Source organism: Roseococcus sp. (genome assembly GCF_965227005.1).
Classification (GTDB): Bacteria; Pseudomonadota; Alphaproteobacteria; order Acetobacterales; family Acetobacteraceae; genus Roseococcus.
Window position 1 is genome coordinate 74,428 of the sequence record NZ_CBDDFJ010000003.1, and the last position, 21,251, is coordinate 95,678.

The 21,251-nt window shown below is 70.8% G+C and carries 21 protein-coding genes; 12 read left to right on the plus strand and 9 right to left on the minus strand.

Annotation, left to right across the window (positions count from 1 at the left end; translation table 11 throughout):
* Nucleotides 1–87: 87 nt before the first annotated feature.
* A complete protein-coding gene (locus ACO057_RS00575) occupies nt 88–861 on the plus strand; it encodes a class II aldolase/adducin family protein (protein ID WP_421988403.1) in 774 nt (257 codons plus the stop codon).
* Between the two features lie 21 nt (nt 862–882).
* On the opposite strand, the gene ACO057_RS00580 is transcribed toward ACO057_RS00575, so the two are convergent.
* Nucleotides 883–1,827: a LysR family transcriptional regulator gene (locus ACO057_RS00580; RefSeq protein ID WP_421988404.1), complete on the minus strand. Its 945-nt coding sequence runs from the start codon at nt 1,825–1,827 to the stop codon at nt 883–885.
* Between the two features lie 88 nt (nt 1,828–1,915).
* Between ACO057_RS00580 and ACO057_RS00585 the strand changes: the two genes are divergently transcribed.
* The 5 genes from ACO057_RS00585 to ACO057_RS00605 all read left to right on the plus strand — a co-directional run bounded on the left by ACO057_RS00585 (nt 1,916) and on the right by ACO057_RS00605 (nt 8,083).
* On the plus strand, nt 1,916–3,349 hold the full coding sequence (locus ACO057_RS00585; protein WP_421988405.1) for an amidase: 1,434 nt from the start codon (nt 1,916–1,918) through the stop codon (nt 3,347–3,349).
* Between the two features lie 106 nt (nt 3,350–3,455).
* Nucleotides 3,456–4,445, plus strand: a complete 990-nt coding sequence (locus ACO057_RS00590; protein ID WP_421988406.1) for a tripartite tricarboxylate transporter substrate-binding protein — start codon at nt 3,456–3,458, stop codon at nt 4,443–4,445.
* 95 nt (nt 4,446–4,540) lie between these two features.
* Nucleotides 4,541–5,002 carry an SRPBCC domain-containing protein gene (locus ACO057_RS00595; protein ID WP_421988407.1) on the plus strand — a complete coding sequence of 154 codons (462 nt, stop codon included), beginning with the start codon at nt 4,541–4,543 and terminating at the stop codon, nt 5,000–5,002.
* A gap of 64 nt (nt 5,003–5,066) precedes the next feature.
* Nucleotides 5,067–7,019: an alpha/beta hydrolase domain-containing protein gene (locus ACO057_RS00600; protein WP_421988408.1), complete on the plus strand. Its 1,953-nt coding sequence runs from the start codon at nt 5,067–5,069 to the stop codon at nt 7,017–7,019.
* A gap of 56 nt (nt 7,020–7,075) precedes the next feature.
* Nucleotides 7,076–8,083, plus strand: a complete 1,008-nt coding sequence (locus ACO057_RS00605) for a tripartite tricarboxylate transporter substrate-binding protein (protein ID WP_421988409.1) — start codon at nt 7,076–7,078, stop codon at nt 8,081–8,083.
* Between the two features lie 62 nt (nt 8,084–8,145).
* On the opposite strand, the gene ACO057_RS00610 is transcribed toward ACO057_RS00605, so the two are convergent.
* Together ACO057_RS00610 and ACO057_RS00615 are read right to left on the minus strand one after the other, a co-directional pair.
* Nucleotides 8,146–9,312 (minus strand): acyl-CoA dehydrogenase family protein, encoded by a 1,167-nt coding sequence (locus ACO057_RS00610; protein WP_421988410.1) that lies wholly within the window; start codon nt 9,310–9,312, stop codon nt 8,146–8,148.
* Nucleotides 9,312–10,025, minus strand: coding sequence for a PIG-L deacetylase family protein (locus tag ACO057_RS00615; RefSeq protein WP_421988411.1), 714 nt, complete (start codon nt 10,023–10,025; stop codon nt 9,312–9,314). The genes ACO057_RS00610 and ACO057_RS00615 overlap by 1 nt, the downstream gene beginning before the upstream one ends.
* Nucleotides 10,026–10,147: 122 nt before the next feature.
* Between ACO057_RS00615 and ACO057_RS00620 the strand changes: the two genes are divergently transcribed.
* Nucleotides 10,148–11,197 (plus strand): hydroxyacid dehydrogenase, encoded by a 1,050-nt coding sequence (locus tag ACO057_RS00620; RefSeq protein WP_421988412.1) that lies wholly within the window; start codon nt 10,148–10,150, stop codon nt 11,195–11,197.
* Nucleotides 11,198–11,234: 37 nt separating this feature from the next.
* Here the strand turns inward: ACO057_RS00620 and ACO057_RS00625 are convergent, their stop codons facing one another.
* Both ACO057_RS00625 and ACO057_RS00630 read right to left on the minus strand, forming a co-directional pair.
* Nucleotides 11,235–11,579, minus strand: a complete 345-nt coding sequence (locus tag ACO057_RS00625) for a hypothetical protein (RefSeq protein ID WP_421988413.1) — start codon at nt 11,577–11,579, stop codon at nt 11,235–11,237.
* Between the two features lie 35 nt (nt 11,580–11,614).
* On the minus strand, nt 11,615–12,169 hold the full coding sequence (locus ACO057_RS00630; protein ID WP_421988414.1) for a gamma-glutamylcyclotransferase: 555 nt from the start codon (nt 12,167–12,169) through the stop codon (nt 11,615–11,617).
* Nucleotides 12,170–12,218: 49 nt separating this feature from the next.
* On the opposite strand from ACO057_RS00630, the gene ACO057_RS00635 reads away from it, so the two are divergent.
* From ACO057_RS00635 to ACO057_RS00645, 3 genes are all read left to right on the plus strand, one after another.
* Nucleotides 12,219–13,142 (plus strand): DUF2125 domain-containing protein, encoded by a 924-nt coding sequence (locus tag ACO057_RS00635; RefSeq protein ID WP_421988415.1) that lies wholly within the window; start codon nt 12,219–12,221, stop codon nt 13,140–13,142.
* 124 nt (nt 13,143–13,266) lie between these two features.
* On the plus strand, nt 13,267–14,217 hold the full coding sequence (locus tag ACO057_RS00640) for a tripartite tricarboxylate transporter substrate binding protein (protein WP_421988416.1): 951 nt from the start codon (nt 13,267–13,269) through the stop codon (nt 14,215–14,217).
* On the plus strand, nt 14,217–15,068 hold the full coding sequence (locus ACO057_RS00645; protein WP_421988417.1) for an SDR family NAD(P)-dependent oxidoreductase: 852 nt from the start codon (nt 14,217–14,219) through the stop codon (nt 15,066–15,068). The genes ACO057_RS00640 and ACO057_RS00645 overlap by 1 nt, the downstream gene beginning before the upstream one ends.
* A gap of 52 nt (nt 15,069–15,120) precedes the next feature.
* Here ACO057_RS00645 and ACO057_RS00650 read toward each other — a convergent pair whose 3' ends face one another.
* The 4 genes from ACO057_RS00650 to ACO057_RS00665 all read right to left on the minus strand — a co-directional run bounded on the left by ACO057_RS00650 (nt 15,121) and on the right by ACO057_RS00665 (nt 18,541).
* Complete coding sequence (locus tag ACO057_RS00650) at nt 15,121–15,699, minus strand: hypothetical protein (protein WP_421988418.1); 579 nt, start codon at nt 15,697–15,699, stop codon at nt 15,121–15,123.
* A gap of 83 nt (nt 15,700–15,782) precedes the next feature.
* Nucleotides 15,783–16,298 (minus strand): DinB family protein, encoded by a 516-nt coding sequence (locus tag ACO057_RS00655; RefSeq protein WP_421988419.1) that lies wholly within the window; start codon nt 16,296–16,298, stop codon nt 15,783–15,785.
* A 51-nt stretch (nt 16,299–16,349) separates the two neighbouring features.
* On the minus strand, nt 16,350–17,339 hold the full coding sequence (locus ACO057_RS00660) for a GNAT family N-acetyltransferase (RefSeq protein WP_421988420.1): 990 nt from the start codon (nt 17,337–17,339) through the stop codon (nt 16,350–16,352).
* Nucleotides 17,339–18,541 (minus strand): pyridoxal phosphate-dependent aminotransferase, encoded by a 1,203-nt coding sequence (locus ACO057_RS00665; protein WP_421988421.1) that lies wholly within the window; start codon nt 18,539–18,541, stop codon nt 17,339–17,341. The genes ACO057_RS00660 and ACO057_RS00665 overlap by 1 nt, the downstream gene beginning before the upstream one ends.
* Nucleotides 18,542–18,652: 111 nt before the next feature.
* Here ACO057_RS00665 and ACO057_RS00670 point away from each other — a divergent pair, with 111 nt between their 5' ends.
* Nucleotides 18,653–19,609: an acetyl-CoA carboxylase carboxyltransferase subunit alpha gene (locus ACO057_RS00670; RefSeq protein ID WP_421988422.1), complete on the plus strand. Its 957-nt coding sequence runs from the start codon at nt 18,653–18,655 to the stop codon at nt 19,607–19,609.
* Nucleotides 19,610–19,666: 57 nt separating this feature from the next.
* A complete protein-coding gene (locus tag ACO057_RS00675) occupies nt 19,667–21,133 on the plus strand; it encodes an MFS transporter (protein ID WP_421988423.1) in 1,467 nt (488 codons plus the stop codon).
* The last annotated feature ends 118 nt before the right edge of the window (nt 21,134–21,251 follow it).

Sequence of the window (21,251 nt, forward strand, 5' to 3'; positions counted from 1 at the left end):
GCCGAACGCATGGGTTCATGGAGGCCATCAGCATCGCAGCCGCGCGCCCGCATTCTCGCGAAGGCCGCGCCCAGATGGAGAGGTTCCATGGATACCATCACCCACACCCCGGCCGACCTGCTCGAGGCCGAGCGGCGCCTGGCCCGTATCGACATGGCGGCGGCCCACCGCCTGGCCGTGACGCATGATTTCCACGAGGCGATCGACAACCACTTCACCCTCATGGTCCCCGGCCGCCCGGGCCGTTTCTACCTCAACGCCTATGGCCTGCACTGGACCGAGGTGACGGCGAGCAACCTCATCGAGGTCGCCTATGACGGCGAGGTGATCGAGGGCACCGGCCCGGCCGACCGCAGCGCCATCTGCATCCACGCCCCCATCCACGAGGCGACCGGCGCGCAATGCGTGCTGCACACCCACATGCCCTATTGCACCGCCATCTCGCAGCTCGAGGACATGACCATCGAGATGACGGGCCAGAGCGCGCTGCAGTTCAACGACCGCATCGCCTATGACTACGATTATAACGGCTTCGCGCATGAGCATGACGAAGGCGTGCGCATGGCCGCGCTGATGGACGGCAAGCCCATCCTCATGCTGGCCAATCACGGCGTCGTGGTCACGGGCAAGAACGTCGCCCAGGCCTATCACCGGCTCTATTACCTCGAGCGCGCCTGTCGCACCCAGATGTTCAGCATGTGGACCGGCCAGCGCCGCCGCTTCGTGAAGGAGGAGGTGCTGGAGAAGATGCGCCAGCAGGCCTCCTGGAAGGATCCGACCATGGCGATGAGCGGGCCGGAATATCACTTCGCCGCGCTGAAGCGCGTGCTCGACAAGACGCAGCCCGACTACCTCGACTGACGCTTCATCCGCGCGGCGGCCTCAGTTGAGGCTGCCGCGCAACCGCCCATCGCCGATCCGCCGCCGCACCTCCTCGCGCAGGAAGCGCACCACCGCCCGCGCCGCCGGCGAGGCCTCGGGCGAGGTCGCCAGCACGAAGCCATGCAGCAGGACCGGCGCGCAGACCCGCGCGGCCGACAACCGCCCCGCCTCGATCTCCAGCGAGACCGCGTCCCAGGCGAAAAGCGTGCAGCCGAGCCCCTCGGCCACCATCTGCTTCACGCCCGAGAGCGTGTCCACATCCTCGATCTTCGCCGCGACCAGCCGCGCCGCCGAGAAGGCCGCCTCGATCTCGCGCCGCACGCCGTGATGGCGGCCCGGCAAAAGCAGCGGCAGATGCGCCACATCGGCGAGCGCGATCTCGCCCTCGGGCGTCAGCAGCGGCGCCACCTGCGGATCGCCCGCCCGGTGCACCAGGAAGAGATGCGCGTCGTAGAGCGGCTCGATCTTCACCGCCGCGCTGCGCCGCATCGGGTTGAGCACCGCGATATCCACCTCGCCGCGCGTCAGCCATTCATGGATGGTGCCGGTGAAGCCCTCGCGCAGGTTCAGCTCCACCCCCGGCATCTCGGCGCGCAGATGGCGCAGCAGCGCCGGGCCGAGCGCGGCCGCGACCGAGGGCGGCATCGCCACGCGCAGCCTGCCGCGCGCCACGCCCTGCGCGGCCATCGCCTCCTCGCGGATGCGGTCGAGATCGTCCAGCACGGGCGAGACGGCCTCGGCGAAGCGCCGCCCCTCCTCGGTCGGGATCACGCCGCGCCCGTTGCGGTGAAGCAGGCGCAGGCCGAGCTCCTCCTCCAGCGCGCGAACCTGCCGGCTCAGCGCCGGCTGGGCGATGCCGAGCGCGGCGGCGGCACGGGAGAAGCTTCCCTCGGCGACGATGCGCCGGAAGAGCTGGAGCTGGCGGAGGTCCATGACGGCGGACACTGCCGACTTCGCGACGAAAAAGACAGGGTGCCTCGCTTGTGCCCGGCGTGGGGCGACAGCACTCTCGCGCCACAAGCCGGAGAGCCCGATGCCCGACGCCGACCTTCTCTTCACCTCCGCCACCGCCGCCGCCGCGCTCATCCGCCGGCGCAAGCTTTCGCCGGTCGAATATGTGGACGCCGTGCTCGCCGCGATCGAGGTCCAGCAGCCGCGGCTGAACGTCTTCGTCGAGGTGATGGCCGAGCAGGCGCGGGCCGAGGCGCGCCAAGCCGAGGCCGCCGTGACCTCCGGCGCGCCGCTTGGCCCACTGCATGGCGTGCCCGTCCACATCAAGGATCTGCTGGACGTGAAGGGCGTGCCCACGCGGCGCGGTTCGGCGATCTTCCAGGACGCGCCGCCCGCCGCCGAGGACGACGTTCTGGTGGCGCGGCTGCGCGCGGCCGGCGCCATCGTCATCGGCAAATCCACCACGCCGGAATTCGGCAATAAGGGCTTGACCGACAGCCCGCCCCACGGCATCACCCGCAACCCCTGGAACCTCGGGCGCACCTCCGGCGGATCGAGCGGCGGGGCGGCGGCGGCCGTGGCGGCGGGGCTCGCGCCGCTGGGCCTGGGGACGGATGGCGCGGGCTCGGTGCGCGGGCCGGCGGCCTGCTGCGGCGTGGTCGGGCTGAAGCCGACGCTCGGCAGCGTGCCCTATGAGACGGCGACCGACAGCTACGCCAACAACACCTTCGCCGGCCCCCTCGCCCGCACCGTCACCGATGCGGCGGTGATGCATGCGGTGATGACCGGCGGCGCGTCCAGGGACGTGTGGTCGCTCAAGGGCGAGGACCGGCGGCAGCTCTCGCCGAGGCTGATCGGCGCCCATCTCGGCGGCGTGCGCATCGGCTATATCCCGCGCTGCCACAACCCGCGCGTGGCGGCCGACGTGACCGCGAACACCCAGGCCTCGCTGGACGCCTGGGCCGCCATGGGCGCCGAGGTCGAGGAAGTCACCGACGCGATCGACTGGATCGAATATGAGGGCCGCGTCCTCTATCAGGCCGGCTTCGCGGTCGGCTTCGCGCAATACCTGTCGCGCTGGCAGAACCAGATGGATCCCGTGACGCTCGCCTTCATGGAGCGCGGCAACGGCTTCGGCCTGCACGATTTCCGCAACGCGCAATTCGCCCGCACGCGGCTGTTCCGCGCGATCCAGGCGCTGTTCGACCGCTACGACTTCCTCGTCACCCCCACCATGACGCGCACCGCTTTGCCGGTCGAGTTCGATGCGGCGAATGAGGAGGTCGAGGTCGATGGCGTGAAGTACGGGATCACCCGCCAGGGTTGGACGGCCTATCAGTACCCCTTCAACCTCACCGGCCATCCCGCCGTCTCCCTGCCCTCGGGCTTCGGGACGGACGGGCTGCCGACGGCGGTGCAGATCGTCGGCCACTGGGGCGCGGAGACCGACGTGCTGCGCTTCGGCGCGCTGCTGGAGCAGGCGCGGCCCTGGGCGCAGCACCGCCCGGCAGGATAGCGCGCCCACCGTTCTTCTTGCCTTCCCGGTCCGCCCGATCTTACGGTTCGTTCACAAACAACGAGCCCGCGGCCTCGAAGCCGACGTGGCCGCCGGGAGGCACGCAATGTCGAGATGGACCAGGCGCGGCGCAATCGCCGCGGGGCTGGCGGCTCCTTGGGCCGCACGCGCGCAGGGAAATCCGCAGGGGGGCAATCTGCAGGGGCCCATCCGGCTGCTGGTGCCCTTCGCCCCCGGCGGAACGGCCGACCAGATCGCCCGGCTCGTCCAGCCAGGGCTGCAGCAGCGCCTCGGCACGACGGTCGTCGTCGAGAACCGGCCCGGCGCCTATGGCAGCATCGGCGCGGCGGCGGCGGTGCGCGCGGCGCCCGACGGCAACACCTGGCTCTTCGTCTTCGACACCCATGCGGTCAATCCGTCGCTGCTGGCCTCGCAGCCCTTCGACCACGAGCGGGACCTCGCGCCGGTCATGCTCATCGGCACGGCGCCCAACGTCATCGCCGCCCATCCCTCGCGCGCCTACCGCACGCTGGGCGACGTGCTCGCGGCGGCGGAGGCCCGGCCCGGCGAGATCAACTACACCTCGGCCGGCCAGGGCAGCCTCGGCCATCTGACCATGGTGCTGATCGCGCAGCGCCGTGGCCTGCGGATGGTCCATGTGCCCTATTCCGGCGGCGCGGCACCGGCCGTCACCGCGGCCCTCGCCAACCAGGTCGACGTCATCATCGCGGCGACGACCGTGCTGTCGGCGCAGTTCTCGGCCGAGACGCTGCGGCCGCTCGCGCAGACCGCGCCCGCGCGCCACGCCTCGCTGCTCTCGGTGCCGACGCTGTCCGAAAGCGGCCTGACCGACATCGACGCCACGCCCTGGTGGGGCGTCTATGCGCCCGGTGCGACGCCCCGGCCGCTGATCGACCGCTTCAATACGGAGCTGTCGGCGGCGCTGCGCGGCGAGGAGGTGAACCGGCGGCTCACCCGGTTGATGGGAGTCACCGTCATCGCCGGCGGCCCGGAGCAGATGCGCGAGCATTTCGCCCGGCAGGTCCGCCTCTGGGGCGATGTCGTTCGGCAGAACAACATCCGGACCGAAGGCTGATCCCGGGCGCCACGCCGGTGGAGCACGAGCTGCCGGGATGGGCGGCTGCCGCCCGTGCTGGCGTCGCGGCGATGGGCCGGGCAGTCTCGCCCGGCATGGCACGACGCATCGACCGCAGCTCCAGGATCATCGCGGCGTCACCGGCCCGGATCTGGCGGGCCATGCTGACCCCCGGGGAGCTCCTCGCCTGGCTGCCGCCGAGGGGCATGGCGGGCCGGATCGAAGCCTTCGAGGCGCGCGTGGGCGGCACCTACCGGATGACCCTCACCCACGAGGCGGCCGATCCCGCGGGCAAGAGCTCGGGGCATACCGATATCGTCCAGGGCCGCTTCGTCGAGCTCGTCGAATTCCGGAAGGTGGTGCAGGCGGTCGAGTTCCCATCCGAAGACCCCGCCTTCGCGGGCATCATGACCATCACCTGGTCGCTCGCGCCGGTGCCGATCGGCACGCGGGTCACCATCGCCTGCGAGAACGTCCCCGCCGGCATCGGCGCCCAGGACCACGCGGCCGGGATGGCCTCCTCGCTGGAGAACCTCGCGCACCTCCTCGACGGATAGCGCCCCGAAACTTCCTTCCTCAGGCCAATCCGTGCGGCTAGCCTGCGGCCAGGAGGAACGAACCATGCGCAAATCTGCCGCCCTCGCCGCGGTGGGCGCCTGCATGCTTGCCATGCCGGCCGCCGCCGAGGTCACCCTCTTCGAGCTCACCGGCCCGCCGCAGCCCGCCTTCGAGGGCCGTTCCTTCGGCGAGGCGGGCCGCTATGAGCGCCTGACCGCCCGCGCCACCATCGCCCTCGATCCGGCCGATCCGCGCAACGCGGTGATCGCCGACATCGCGCTGGCGCCGCGCAATGCCCAGGGGCGGGTGGAGGCGGTGGCCGAGGTGGTCGTCCTGCGCCCCGCCGAGGCCTTCCGGGGCAGCGGCACGCTGCTGGTCGAAGCACCCAATCGCGGCCGCGAGCTCGCCGGGCAACTCTATGACGACGGCCCGGCCAACGGGCTGATGAACGGCCGGAATCCCGGCAACGGCTTCCTGCTGCGGCGCGGCCTCACCCTCGCCTGGGTCGGCTGGCAGGCCGATATCCCGCCCGGCGAGGGCCGGGGCGCGGGCCTGCGGCTGGAGGCGCCGGTGGTGCCCGGCGTCACCGGCCTCTCGCGCGAGGAATTCCTTTTCGACCATCGCACCAGCCCGGTCGCCGCGCCGCTCACCTATCCGGCGGCAACCGAGCAGGGCGCGACGCTCACCGTGCGCGCCCGCTTCGAGGACGAGCGGCAGACGCCGCCCGGCCTGTCCTTCCGCTTCCTCGACCCGAGCCGGATCGAGATCACGCGCCCGGCCGGCTTCGACGCCGGGGCGCTCTACGAGCTCACCTACACGGCCAGGGATCCCACGGTGCAGGGCATGGCCTTCGCGGCGGTGCGCGACGTGGCGGCCTTCCTCACGCGCGAGCGCGGCGAGGCGAACCCCCTCGCCTCGAATGGCCGCGTGACCGTCAATCGGGCCATGCTGCACGGCGTCTCGCAATCCGGCCGCTTCGTGCGCGACTTCCTGTATCTCGGCTTCAACGAGGATGAGCGCGGCCGCCGCGTCTACGACGCCATGCTGCCGCATATCCCCGGCTCGCGCCGCACCTTCACCAATGCGCGCTTCGCCCAGCCCGGCCGCAATCCGACGCCGCATGGCGACCGCCTCTACCCCGCCGATCAGTTCCCCTTCACCTATGCGACGACCGAGGACCATCTGACCGGGCGGCGTGACGGGCTGCTGCTGCGCTGCCGCCTGACCAGCACCTGCCCGCTCGTCATGCAGACGGACAGCGAATACGAGTTCTGGGGCGCGCGCGCCTCGCTGCTGGTGACCGATACGCGCGGCAACCACCTCGATCTGCCGCCCGAGGTGCGGGCCTATGCCATGGCCGGCCATCCGCATTTCGCCGCGGCCGATGCCGTGGCCAGGCCGATCGACCGCTGCGCCCTGCCGGTGAACCCGCTGCATGCGGGCGCGCCGATGCGCGCGCTGCTGGTCGCGATGGAGGAATGGATGCGCGAGGGCGTCGAGCCGCCCGCCACCCGCTATCCGATGCGCAGCCAGGGCACGCTGGTGCCGGCGGCCGGGCTTTATCCGGGGATCGCGGCATTCGGCTATCGCGGGGCCCATGGCCCGGCGCAGCTCGTGGACAACACCGTCATGCCGCCCGCCGTGCGCGGCGAATACACCGTGCTGCTCCCGCGCGTGGATGCGGATGGCAATGCCATCGGCGGGGTGCGCAACCTGGCGCTGGAGGTGCCCAAGGCGAGCTACACGGGCTGGAACCCGCGCGCGGAGGGCTTCGCGGCGGGGGCGCTCTGCTACAACACCGGCGCCGTGCTGCCCTTCGCCGCCACGCGGGCCGAGCGCGAGGCCACGGGCGATCCGCGGCTCTCCCTCGCGGAGCGCTACGCGGCGCCCGCCGATTATGTCGCCGCCGTGCGCGCGGCGGCCGGGCGGCTGGCGGCGGAACGGCTGCTGCTGCCCGAGGATGTCGAGGCGGTCACGGCCGCCGCGACGGCGGACCGGCTCGCCCGGCTGCGCTGAAGGGCACCGCCCCCGAGCCAGGCGGAAACAGGCAAGAAGCAAGAAGGGAATCCCGCATGCACCGACCGATCCGTCGCCGTTCGCTCGCCCTGCTTTCCACTGCATCCCTGGCCGCCCCAGCCCTGGCCGCCTCGACCTTGGCCGCTCCCGCCCTGGCACAGTCCGGATTTCCGGCGCGGGCGGTGCGCATCATCGTGCCCTACGCGCCGGGCGGCGCGAGCGACATCGTCGGCCGGCTGGTGGCGCAGCATGCCACGCGGGAAACCGGCCAGAGCTTCGTCATCGAGAACCGTGCCGGCGGCGCCACCGTCCCCGGCATGCAGGCGGTGGCGACCGCGCCGGCCGATGGCTACACCGTCAGCACCGTCGACAACGCGCTGTCGGTGAACCCGACCACGCTGCGCGGCCGCCTGCCCTTCGACACCGAGAAGGACCTCACGCCGCTCGGCGTGCTGGTGCAGGCGCCGGTGGTCTTCGTGAAGCACCCCTCGGCGCCGGCGGAAAGCGTCGCCGACGTCCTGGCGATGGCGCGCCAGCGGCCCGGCTCGGTCAGCCTCGCCCATGCCGGCATCGGCAGCCCGAACCATCTGGCGATGGTGCAGTTCCTGGTGACGAGCGGGCTGGAGATGACGCCGGTCGGCTATCGCGGCGGCGGGCCGGAGCTCGCGGCGCTGGTGGGGGGCGAGATCCAGTACGGCTTCATCAGCGTGCCCTCCTCGCTGGCGCAGCTGCAGGCCGGGCGGGTGAAGGCGCTGGCCATCACCTCGCAGGGCCGCAGCCCCTTGCTGCCGGAGGTGCCGAGCTTCCGCGAGGCCGGCCTGCCGGCGGTGGACCAGCTCGGCTGGTGGGGCATGGTGGCGCCGGCGGGCGTGCCGGAGGCGGTGCTGGACCGGCTGCACGCGCTGCTGGTGGCCAGCGTGCACGCGCCGGAGGTGGCGGAGCGGCTGCGCGCGCTGAACTACGAGCTGGTCGGCGGCAGCCGGGCCGATTTCGCCGCGCTGATCCGCCTGGAGATCGCCCGCTGGGCCGATATGGGCGCGCGCGGGGCGCTCCAGGCGGAGTGAGGGCCAGAGCATGATCGCCGCAGGTGGAATCACCGGAGGCGTGAATCATGCTCGCGCCTGCGTCAGTAGCTCTTGGGCAGCCCCAGCACGCGCTCGGCGATGTGGCAGAGGATCAGGTTGGGGCTCACCGGCGCGATCCAGGGGATCATCACCTCGCGCAGATAGCGCTCCACATGATATTCGCGGGCATAGCCGAAGCCGCCATGGGTCATGATCGCGTTCTGGCAGGCCTTCAGCCCGGCCTCGGCGCAGAGATACTTCGCGGCATTGGCCTGCGGCCCGCAATCGAGGCCCTGGTCGTAGCGCCAGGCCGCGTTCTGCGCCATCAGCCAGGCCGCCTCCAGCGCCATCCAGTCGGCCGCCAACGGATGCTGCACGCCCTGGTTCTGGCCGATGGGGCGACCGAAGACCACGCGCTCCTTCGCATAGGCCGTGGCCCGGCCGAGCGCCGCGCGGCCGAGCCCGACCGCCTCGGCGGCGATGAGCACGCGCTCCGGATTCATCCCGTGCAGGATGTAGCGGAAGCCCTTGCCCTCCTCGCCGATGCGGTCCTCCTCGGGCACCTCGTAGCCTTCGAAGAAGATCTCGTTGGAGTCCACGCCGGCGCGGCCCATCTTGTCGATCTCGGTGACCTGGCAGCGCGTGCGGTCGAGCTTCGTGTAGAAGAGCGACAGGCCTTCCGTGGGCTTGGCCACCTGGTCGAGCGGCGTGGTGCGCGCCAGCAGCAGGATGCGGTCCGCCACCTGCGCCGTGCTGATCCAGACCTTCTGGCCGTCGACGATATAGCGGTCGCCCTTCTTCACCGCGCGCGTCTTGAGCCGCGTGGTGTCGAGGCCCGTGGTCGGTTCGGTCACGCCGAAGCAGGCCTTCTCCTCGCCGCGCACCAGCGGCAGCAGGAAGCGCGCCTTCTGCGCCTCCGTGCCGAAGACCACGACCGGGTTGAGGCCAAAGATGTTCATGTGGATGGCCGAGGCGCCCGTCATTCCCGCGCCGGAGCCGCTGATGGCCTCCATCATGATCGCGGCCTCGTGGATGCCCAGGCCCGAGCCGCCGTATTCCTCGGGGATGCAGATGCCCAGATAGCCCGCCTCGGCGATCGCCTTGTGGAAGGCGTGCGGGAAGGCGTGCTCCTTGTCGCAGCCGTGCCAATAGGCGTCGTCGAAACCGGCGCAGAGGGCGAGCACGCCCTCGCGGATGGCGTCCTGTTCCGGGGTCAGTGCGAAATCCACTAGCGAAGCTCCTGCAGCACCTCGGGGAAGACGCGCTGATAGGCCTCCCCGTAATTCATCTTGATCCCGGCATTGCGGCCGCCCTGCTGGCCGCGATTCATCGCAACGCGCTCGTAATAGCCCCACAGATGCGTCTGCGCGGGCAGGCATTCGAAGGCGCGGCGCTTGGTTTCCCACACCGCGTCGATGTTCAGGATCACATCGGGCCTGAAGCCGCACATCTCGGTCTGATGGGGTTCGAACATATAGACCTGCGGCGCGCGATAGACGGCGTCGGGGCCGGGCTTGTGGCCCGCCGCTTGGGCCACGATGCGCGCGGCCTGGGCGAACTGATTCGCCGCCGGATGGTCGAGGTTATACGGATCGGCCATCGCGTGGGTCAGCACGAATTCCGGCCGCAGCGCGCGATAGGTGTCGACCAGACGGTCCAGCATCGCGGGGGTGGTGACGAGCGGATAGTCGCCGGCGTCGTAGAACTCGATCGAGGCGCCGAGGATGGCGGCGGCTGCCTCGGCCTCGTCCTTGCGGCCGGCCTTCACGGTCTCCAGCGTGGCGGCCGGCCTGGCCCAGGCCCCCTGGCTCTCGCCGCGCTCGCCGAAGGCCAGGCAGACAATATGCACCTTGTGTCCCGCCTTGGCGTGCAGCGCGATGGCCCCGCCCGCGCGCCAGACGAAGTCTCCCGGATGCGCGGTCACCACCAGCACGTTCGGCATCGTTTCACTCCCAAATTCGTCGCCCGAACCTAGAAGCGGCGATATGCGCGGGCAACAGGCCCCCTTTGCAAGCGCGCGGCTTCGGGCGATTTTGCCGCGATCAAGGGAGTGTCAACACTGCAATGGCTAAGTTCCGCCTCGCCTATTTCGGCTTCGTGCCGCATCCGATGTTCCTGGAGACCTGCGCGAAGGACCCCGATCTCGAGGTCATTCATATCCCCCTCGAAGCCAGCACGGCCGAGGCGATCCAGACGCTCTCCTCCTGCCACGGCTATTACGTCATGGCCGCGCGCGACGAATTGCCCAAGCCGCTGCACGTGACGGACGAGCTGCTGGCCAAGCTCCCCAACCTGCTCATCGCCGCGAGCTATGGCGCGGGCTACGATCCCATCGACCCCATCGCCTGCACCAATGCGGGTGTCGCAGCCGTGAACCAGGCCGGCGGCAATGCCGAGGGCGTGGCCGAGCACGCGGTCGGCATGATGCTCGCCTGCCTCAAGCGCATGCCCGAATCCCACGCCGCCATGATCGCCGGCCGCGCGCAGGACCGCGCCACGATGATGGGCCGCGAATTGCGCAACCGCACCGTGGGCCTGGTGGGCTGCGGCAATGTCGGCACGCGCGTGGCCGAGATCTGCCGCCTCGCCTTCGGCTGCAAGGTGATCGCGGTCGATCCCTATCTCGATGCCGACGAGATGAAGGCGCGCGGCGTCACCAAGGTCGATATGGACACGCTGCTGGCGCAGGCCGACGTGGTCAGCCTGCATTGCCCGCTGACGCCGCAGACGCGCGGCACCATCGATGCCGCCGCCTTCGCCAAGATGAAGAAGGGCGTGATCTTCGTGACCACCGCCCGCGGCTCCATCCACAACGAGGACGACCTGCTGGCCGCGCTGAATTCCGGCCAGGTCGCGACCGCCGGCCTCGACGTCTGGGAGCTGGAGCCGCCGCCGGTGGACCACCCGCTGCTGCACCACAAGGCCGTCATCGCCAGCCAGCACACGGCGGGCGTGACGCAGGAGAGCCGCGCGAACATCACGCGGATCGCGGCGCTGGCCTTCTCGGATCTCGCGGCGGGGCGGATGCCGCCGCGCATCGTCAATCCGGAGGTGAAGCCCCGCTTCGCCGAGCGCTATGCGGCGGCCTTCGGCCTCAGCCTGCAGGAAGGCTGAGGCCGACACCGCGCGGGGGCCATGCGCCCCCGCGCGGTCAGCGCGCGACCCGGCGCAGCACCGCGCAGAGCCGCGAGAAGCTCAGCCAGAAGGCGCCATGGCCGGGCGCGTCGTCGGGCTTGCCATGGGCCAGGGGCTCGCCACGGCGCAGCAGCCCCAGCCGCGCCTCCATCCGGCCGCGCATATTCTCCAGGAAGGCATCGCTGGCGGAGAGATACTGCTCCATCAGTTCGGCCACGATCTCGATCTCCACGGAGGGGCGGCCGTCCGTGGTGAAGCGCTTCAGGGCGCGCGTCTCGCCCAGCAGCGTCAGGTGCAGCCGGTGCAGCTCGGTCAGATGCCGCGCGCAGCGGATGCGCGCCTCCCGCACGTCGTCCTCCATGGCGTTCCTCCGCCGGGAAGACTGCCGCGGAAAGGTTAACCGGGGCTTGCCATCACGAGGCGCACCAGCCGCTCCAGCCCGGGGTCGCGCAGGCCCAGCGAGGCGAGCTGGCTGGCCGTGTTCGTCAGATAGTCACGGTTGAGCCCCGCCTCGCCGCGGCCGCGGGCGATCGTTTCGGCGGTGCTCGCCTCGCAGGGGCGGCAATAGGCCGGGTGGGCGCGATCCGCGACATAGGCGATGCCCCGCACGAGGCGCGCCGTCCCCAGGCGCAGCGTCAGCAGCCGGCGGTCATAGACCTTGTCGCCGTTGAGGTTCTCGCGCGCCTCCAGATAGTCCAGGACCTCCGGCGCATCGGCCCCCGCCACGCGGAAGGCCACGCCCCGGCAGCTCCCGCCCCGGTCGAGCCCGAGCACCAGCCCCGGCATCTCCGGCGTGCCGCGATAGTGCCGCGACCACAGACAGAATCGCCGGTGGAAGCCGCGCAGCGTCGCGGGCTCCTGCCCCAGATGGGTGAAACCGGGCCGCCAGATCAGCGAGCCATAGGCGAAGACGTAGAGATGCCCATCGGCATCCAGAGGCACGGGGGACACCCTCGAAAGCACCTTTGCGAAACCAGCATCCCCCTATAATCCCTCTCGCATGGCGAAAAAATGGTTGGCCGTCCTCGTCCTGCTGATCGTCCTCGCGGGGGGCGGCGCTTATGTCGTCTGGCAGCAGGCCACCGCCCGGCTCGACACCGAGCTCGCCCTGTGGATCCGCGCCCGCACCGCCGAGGGCTGGCGCATCTCCCTCGCGCCGCCCGTGCGCAGCGGCTTCCCGTTCTCCGCCGCGCTGAAGCTCGAGAACCTGCGCGTCGACTCGCCGATGGGCCTGGGCTGGCGTGCCGAGCGCGCGACGCTCGCCCTCTACCCCCAGGATCCCCGCCAGATCCGCCTGACGCTGGATGGCGCCCAGTCGCTGGTTCATCTGAACGGCACCACCCCCCTCCAGCAGCGCGCCCTGACGCTGCGCGTGCGGCTGGACGGCCAGGGCGGCACGCTGGAGGGCGAGGACCTGCGCATCGGCGATGCGACGCAGATCAGCCGCATCTCGGCCGAGGTCTTCCAGACCGCCATCAACCTGCGCGCCGACCTCTTCGCCACCCAGGGCCTGCCGCGCTTCGACATCGTCCACGTCACCGGCCGCCTCACCCGCCCGCCGCTCGCCACCGCCGCCGCCTGGCGCCAGTCCGGCGGCGCGATGAGCATCGAGCGCGCCGAGTTCCGCACGGGCGAGGTCTTCGCCAACCTCACCGCCACGCTGACGCTGGACGCGGCGCTGCAGCCCGAGGGCCGGGGCAACCTGCAGCTCACCGGAGGGCAGCAGGCGGTGACGCTGCTGACCGAGGCCGGCGTCATCGCGCCCAACCAGGCGCCGCTTCTCCGCCTGGCGCTCGCCACGACCGCGCGCGTGCCGCCGGAGGGCGGGCCGCCGCGCCTGGACCTGCCGCTGGAGCTACGCAACCGCCGCCTCACCGCCGCGCGCCTGCCGGTCACCACCCTGCCCGCCATCGACTGGCGCTGACCGCATTGCCCTGCACGGCGCAGGGCTCCATGCTCCCTCCCGCACAAAGCTTTGGATGACGTCACCGCCGTCCAGAGCCCCCAAGCCGAACGGCCGCGCAGACGGCCAAGGGAGGAACGACATCATGAAACGACGCAGTCTGCTCGGCGCCGCGCCGGCGCTTCTGGCCGCCCCCGCGCTCGCCCAATCCTGGCGCCCGGATCGCCCCGTCGAGATCGTCGTGGGCTTCACGCCCGGCGGCGCGACGGATGTGGATGCGCGCCTCTATGCCCGCTACCTGGAGCCGCGCATCGGCGGCACCGTCGTCGTCTCCAACCGCCCCGGCGCGGGGGGCGAGGTGGCGCTGGCCGCCGTCGCGCGCGGCCGGGCGGACGGCACCATCATCGGCACGACCAACATGCCGGGCCTGCTGACCATCCCCATCGAGCGGCCGGCGCAGTTCAAGCTCGAGGACTTCCACGGCATCGGCAATCTGATCGGCGATCCCTCCGCCATCTCGGTCGCCTCCTCGTCCCCCTACCAGACCATCGAGCAGCTCCTGGAGGCGGCGCGCCGCGCGCCGGAGACCATCTCCTTCGGCTCGCCCGGCATCGGCACCGACGACCACCTGCTGATGGTGCTCATCGGCGCCACGACGGGGGTGCGATTCAACCATGTGGCCTTCCAGGGCGACCCGCCGATCCGCACCGCGATCCTGGGCAACCAGGTCGTCGCGACGGGGCTGAACCTCGGCTACGTCCTCAGCAACAACGAGGGCATGCGCCTGCTGGCCGTCGCCGCCCCGCAGCGCAGCCGCTTCGCGCCCGACCTGCCGACGCTGAAGGAGAAGGGCGTGGACGTGACCATGGCCTCCGAGCGCGGGCTGGTGATGCCCGCCGGCACGCCCGCGCATATCGTCTCGCGCTATCGCGAGGCGACGGAGGACATCGCGAAGGATCCGGAATTCATCAAGGCCATCGAGGCGCGCCAGCTCCTCGTGCAGTTCGAGCCGGGTGAAGCCTGGTTCGCGCGACTGCGGCGCGACGAGCAGCGCTACCGCCAGCTCTGGGCCACCACGCCCTGGGCGCAGCGCTGATGCCCCCGTCCGGTGACCTGAGGGCGCAGCCCGACGGTCCGAATCGGCCGGGCAGCGGCCGCCTGTCGGGCAAGCGCGTCCTGCTCCTGGGCGCCGGCTCCGTCGGCGAGGGGATCGGCAATGGCCGCGCCATGGCGATCCTCTTCGCGCGCGAGGGTGCGCAGGTCGCCTGCGTGGACCTGCACCTCGCCGCCGCGGAGGAGACCACGGCGCTGATCGCGCGCGAGGGCGGGCAGGCCTTCGCGCTCGCCGCCGACGTGACGCAGGAAAGCGAGATCGCACGCGTCGTCGCGGCGACCATCGCCGCCTTCGGGCGCATCGACATCCTGGTGAACAATGTCGGCGGCAGCGTGCCCGGCGGGCCCGAGGAGCTGACGCCCGAGGCCTGGCACCGGCAGTTCCACCACAACCTGCACTACGTGCATCTCAGCACGCGCGCCGTGCTGCCGATCATGCAGAAGCAGGGCGGCGGGGCGATCGTGAACCTCTCCTCCATCGCGGCGCTGCGCAACATCGGCAACGACCTGATGGCCTATGCGGCCTCCAAGGCGGGCGTGACCGCGCTCAGCAAGATGATCGCGGTGCGCTACGCCCCGCACGGCATCCGCTGCAACGTGGTGGTGCCCGGCCTGATGCACACGCCCCTGGTCGAGGCGCGGCTCGCCAATCAGCGCAGCGGCGGCGACGTGGCGGCCATCGTCGCCCGGCGCAACGCCCAGCCGCCGATGGGCCGGATGGGCGATGCCTGGGATGTCGCCTTCGCGGCGCTCTATCTCGCCTCCGACGAGGCGAAATACGTCACCGGGATCGAGATCGTCGTCGATGGCGGGCTGACGCTGAAGACGCCGTAGCGCGAGGGGGGCCAGCCCCCCTCACACCTGCCCCCCTCGCCCGTTTTCTCGCCTAGCGGCGCATCGGCTCGACGCGCAGCGCCACGCTGCGCGCATAGACGATGTCCACCTGCTGGCCGGCCCGCAGCGAGCGCACGAAGGCGATCAGCTCGCGCTCCTGCGGCCGCGCCGTCCGCTGCACGCCGGACGGGCCGGTGAAGGTGACCGTGTTCGTCCGCCGGTCCACCGCATCGATGGTGACGCGCGCGCGCACGCCATCGACCGAGGCGGCGCCGGGGCGCTGGCCGGGGCGCGTGCGGGCCTCGGCATGGCCGGCCCCGACCGGCGCCGCGCCGTCGGCCGGATTGGCCAGGGCCACGATCATCGCCTGGCCGAATTCCAGCACCACGCTGTCGCCCGGATGGACCTGGGCGAGATTGCGGACATTGGGTCCGGCCACGACCGTCTCGATCGTGCCATCCTGCGCGCGCAGCACGACCTGGCGCGTCGTGCGGTCGATGGATTCGACGATGGCCGTGGCCGTCACGGCGCGGGTGATGGCGGTGGGCTCGGGGGCGGGACGCCGGGTCTGCGCGATGGCGGGAACGGTGGCCAGAAGCCCGGCGGCCAGGGTGTATCGGAGCAAGCGCATGTGGTGGTTCTCCCTCTCGCCCGCCGTGACCCGGCATGGCTGATGACTCCTATAACCCTCACAGCATGTCAGGCGAAGCGCCATCAGGAATAGACGCTGCGCGGGATCAGCCAGGGCAGGTCGGTATCGGCCGTCGCGACCCCGGCCCGCGTCAGCAGCGCATGCACCTGGCCGCGATGATGCGTCTGGTGGTTGAAGAGATGCGTGACCGTCAGCCAGCGCGGCTTGCGCATCTCGCGCTGGGTGGAGCCGCTGAACCAGACGAGGTCGCCGGCGAGATCGGCCGGCGTCAGCCGCCCGGCCCATTCCTCGATCCGCGCATCGGTCGCGACCCGCGCGGCGGAGAGCTCCCGCCAGTCCCCGAACAGGGTCGTGCTGCCGGCGATGCCGACGGCGGGCTTCTCCCATCCGTCGAAGCGGCTCATCCACATGTGGTCGCCCCAGACCAGATGGCTGAGCGTGGCGTGGATGCCGCCGAAGAACGCGCCGCCATCGGCCCGCCGCTCCGCGTCGGAGAGGGTGTCGGCGGCGGCATAGCTGCGCCGGTTCATCTCGCTGTTATAGGCCGCCATGGCGCGGACCCAGGCCGGTTGGATCATCTCGGACCTCTTCGTCGCGGGCGAAAGGCAGCCCGCGACGCGGAGTCTAGGTTACTCCGGGCGCTTGAAGAAGAAGCGCGTGGCGAAGCCCTGGCCGCTGGCATCCTGCGCAAAGTCGGGGATGAACCCACCCTCCGTCCAGCCCAGCCGGCGGTACAGCTTCTCGCCGGCGCAATCGGCGCGGGTGTCGAGCGTGAGCAGCCGCCGGCCGAGGCGCAGCGCCGTCTGCTCCGCACGGCGCATCAGCGCCTCGCCCACGCCGCGGCGGCGATAGGCGGGATCGACCAGCAGCTTCACCAGCTCGGCGCGATGCTGCTGGTTCTCGGGCGTGGCGAGGTCGAGCTGCACGGTGCCGACCAGCGCGCCCTCCACCCAGGCGCCGAGCAGCACGCGATGCCCCTGCGCGACCTCCGAGGAGACGCGCTTCCAATGCGCGCGCGACTTCTCCTTCGAGAGCGGGGCGAGGAAGCTGACCGAGGCGCCATCGGCCACGCAGGCGATCATGATCTCCGAGAAGCGCCGCTCCGCGCTCGCCGCCGCCGCCGCGTCCAGCGCCTCGACGACGAGGCCCTGGGTCGGCTTGGTGTAGCGGAACTCCAGCGACTTCGAGAGGTCGTCCAGGATGCGGATGGCGCCCTGCCGGACGTAGCCGCGCTTCTCGTAGAAGGAATGCGCCGCGTTGAAGCGCGTGTCTGTCCAGAGGACCATGCGCTCGGCGCCATGCTCGCGCGCATGGGCCTCGGCGGTGTCGAGCAGCCGGTGCGCGAGACCCGTGCCCCGCGCGGCGTGGTTCACATACATGCGCCCGATCTCCCAGGCGCCGTCCTCGCGCATGGGACGCGTGGCGACCATGCCGAGGGGGCCCTCGGGCCCCTCCGAAAGCCAGAGCTGGCCGCCCTTCTCAGCGAAGTAGCTGGCGAGCGCGCGCAGCTCCGGCAGCTCGGCATCCACGTCGAAGACGACGCCGGGAAACTCACGCCAGGCGTCGCCGATCAGCTGGATATAGGCCTCGGTATCGGCGTCGGTGCCGATACGAAGCATCAGGACAGACCTTTGCAGAACTCCTGGATGCTCAGGCAGGCCGTGCGCAGGCTCTCCATGTCGGTGGCGTAGCTGATGCGCACATAGGGCGACATGCCATAGGCCGCGCCGTGCACCACGGCGACATGCGCCTCGTCGAGCAGGGCCACGGCGAAGTCCATGTCCGTCTCGATCTTCTTGCCGCCCTTGGAAGTCTTGCCGATGCAGCCCGCGATGTTCGGGAAGACGTAGAAGGCGCCCTCGGGCTTGTGGCAGGCGACGCCCGGCGCCTGGTTCAGCATCTCCACGACCATGTCGCGGCGGCGGCGGTATTCCTCGGCGCGCTCCTTCACCAGCTCCTGCGGGCCGTCCAGCGCCGCCACGGCGGCGGCCTGGCCGACGGTGGAGACGCCCGACGTCGCCTGGCCCTGCATGTTGAACATGCCCTTGATGAGCGAGGCCGGACCCGCGCAGAAGCCCACGCGCCAGCCGGTCATGGCATAGGTCTTGGACGCGCCGTTGATGATGAGCGTGCGGTCCTTCAACCGGGGCTCGACCTCGGCGATCGTGCAGAACTCGAAGCCGTCATAGACGAGATGCTCGTACATATCGTCGGTCAGGACCCAGATGTCGGGGTGCTTCAGCAGCACCGCGGCCAGGGCCTTCATCTCAGAGCGCGAGCAGGCGGCGCCCGTCGGGTTGTTGGGGAAGTTCAGCATCACCCACTTGGTCTTGGGCGTGATGGCCGCCTCCAGATCCTCGGGGCGCAGCTTGAAGCCGTTGTTCTGCGGGCAGCTTACCGTGACCGGCACGCCGCCGGCGACCTTCACCATGTCGGCGTAGCTCACCCAGAAGGGCGAGGGGATGATCACCTCGTCGCCCGGATCGACCGTCGCCATGAAGGCGTTGAAGATGCCCTGCTTGCCGCCGTTGGTGACGAGGATCTCGTCCATCGAATAATCGAGGTTGTTGTCGCGCTTGAACTTGCGCTGCACGGCGGCCTTCAGCTCCGGCGTGCCGCCCTGGGGTGGATATTTCGTCTGGCCGGCGAGCGCCGCCTTGTGGGCCGCCTCGATCGCATGCGGGGGGGTATCGAAATCCGGCTCGCCCGTGGTGAGGCTGACGACTTTCACGCCCTCCGCCGCAAGTTCGCGGGCCTTGATCGTCATGGCGACCGAGGCGGAAACCTTCACATTGGCAAGGCGGCTGGCGAGCGCGGGCATCTGGTATTCCTGGCGGGGTTCGGAAGGGCCGCACTCTATGTCCGCCGGCGGGGTCCGCCAATACGCCTGCATGGTTTCCGCGGGGCTTGCTTTGGGCTAGACGGGCCGACCATGCGCCATTTCCTGGACTTCGAAAAACCCATCGCCGAGCTGGAAGGCAAGGTCGAAGAGCTGAGCCGGACCACCGATGCCGGCGGCATCGACGTGGCCGACGAGGTCTCGCGGCTGCGCGACAAGGCCGAAAAGCTCCTTGCCGCCACCTATGCCAAGCTCACCCCCTGGCAGAAGGCCCAGGTGGCCCGCCACCCCGACCGGCCCAAATGCCTCGACTATATCGCGGGCCTCATCACCGAATGGACGCCGCTGGCCGGCGACCGCGCCTTCGCCGACGACGCGGCGGTGATCGGCGGAGTCGGGCGCTTCCGGGGCCGTGCCGTCGCGGTCCTCGGCACCGAGAAGGGCCACGACACCGAAACGCGCGTGAAGCATAATTTCGGCATGGCCAAGCCGGAGGGCTACCGCAAGGCCCGCCGGATCATGGAGCTGGCCGGCCGCTTCGGCATGCCCATCCTCTCCTTCGTCGACACCTCGGGCGCCTTCCCCGGCATCGAGGCCGAGGCGCGCGGCCAGGCCGAGGCCATCGCCCGCTCCATCGAGGCGGGGCTCTCCGCCCCCGTGCCCTTCGTGGCCACCATCATCGGCGAGGGCGGCTCGGGCGGGGCCATCGCGCTCGCCGCGGCCGACCGCGTGCTGATGCTGGAGCACGCCATCTATTCCGTGATCTCGCCCGAGGGCTGCGCCTCCATCCTCTGGCGCGACGCCGCCCAGGCGCCGACCGCCGCCGAGGCGCTGAAGCTGACCGCCGAGGACCTGAAGCGACTCGCCCTCATCGACGCCGTGATCGCCGAGCCGCTGGGCGGCGCCCATCGCGACCACGCCGCCACGCTGGAGCGGGTGGGCGACTCCATCTGGGCCGCGCTGGAGCCGCTGCTGCCGCTGGACGGCGCCACGCTCAAGGCGCGCCGGCGCGAGAAATTCCTCGAGATGGGCCGCAACGCGGTGGTGTAAGGCGATGGAAACGTCCGGGAAGCAACAAAATCAGATCTCGGGGCGGCGCCGCCCCGCATGACCGACCCGTCCGCGCGCGCGGCGTTCTTCCGGGCCTTCCCCAGCATCGGCACCGCCATCTTCGTCTCGTCGATCGACCAGACGATCACCGCCACCGCCCTGCCCGACATGGCCGCGCATTTCGGCGTGGTCGAGCGGATCTCCTGGGTGGTGGTGGCCTATCTCGTCGCGGCCACCATCGCGGCCCCCATCTTCGGCAAGCTGGGCGACGCCTATGGGCGGCGGCGCATGATGTTCTGCGCCTTCGGGCTGCAGGCGGTGGGCTCGCTCGCCTCGGGCCTCGCCCCGGGCTTCGAGGCGCTGCTGGCCGCGCGCGTCCTGCACGGCTTCGGCGGCGGCGGGCTGCTGACGCTGGCGATGGCGCTGATCGGCGAGAGCCTGCCGCCGCGCGAGCGCGGCCGCTACCAGGGCTATCTGGTCGCCTGCTTCATGAGCGCCTCGGCGGCCGGGCCGCTGGCCGGCGGCTGGCTGACGCAGCATTGGGGCTGGCAATGGGTGTTTCTGGCGGGGCTGCCCGTCGTCGCCGCCGGCGTGCTGGCCACGACGCGCCTGCCGCGCCATGGCGCCGAGAGCGGCAGCTTCCGCTTCGACGCGCCGGGCACGCTGCTCTTCACCATCTTCGTCGGCGCGCTGCTGCTGGTGCTGGACCGGGTGCAGCGGTTGAGCTGGGACGCTTTGCTGGTCGCGCTCCCCATCGCCGCCGTGGCCGTGGCCGCCGTGTGGCTGCTGCTGCGCGTGGAGCGCCGCGCGGCCGACCCGCTGCTGCCGCTGTGGCTCTTCACCGACCCGGTGATCTGGCGGACCAATGTGCTGGCCGCCTGCGTGGCCGGCGTGATGGTCTCCATGATCTCCTTCATGCCGCTCTATCTGACGGTGGTGCGCGACGTGCCCATCGCCACCGTGGGCGCGATGATGCTGCCCACGAGCCTGGCCGGGGGGCTGGGCGCGCTGAGCTCGGGCCATTTCCTGGCGCGGACGGGGCGCAACATGGCGCTGCCCTCGGTGACGCTGGGGATCAGCATGCTGACCCTGGCCTTCTTCTCGGTCGCGCTCGACGCCATTCCGCTGCACGGCCTGCCCTGGGTGCTGGCCTTTGCGAGCTTCGGCTTCGGCTGCTCTTTCCCCGCGGTGCAGACCACGGTGCAGGCGGCGGCGGGGGTGAGCCGGATCGGCGTGGCCACGGCCTCGGTGCAGTTCATGCGCAACCTCGGCTCGGCGACGGGGACGGCGCTGCTGAGTGCGGTGATTTTTGGCGCCTTTGCGCTGAGCGACGGGCCGATGGCGGCGGCTTTCGCGGAGACGATGCGCGGGGGGCGGGCGGCGTTTGCGCTGCTGTCTGAGGCGGACCGGGGGGCGATGGCGGCGGGGCTGGCCGGGGGATTCAGGGCGATGTTTGCGGCGGCGGCGGTGCTGATGGGGGTGGCGACGGTGTTGGCTTGGCGGGTGCCGTTGAGGAGGGTTTGACACCAATGCAACACCGCCCTTCAAGGTAACTATCCAATTAATCGGCATCATTATTAATTTAGTTATTCAAAAATATCGTTGAACACAAAAATCAATTACGGGCCAATAAAAGGTTTAA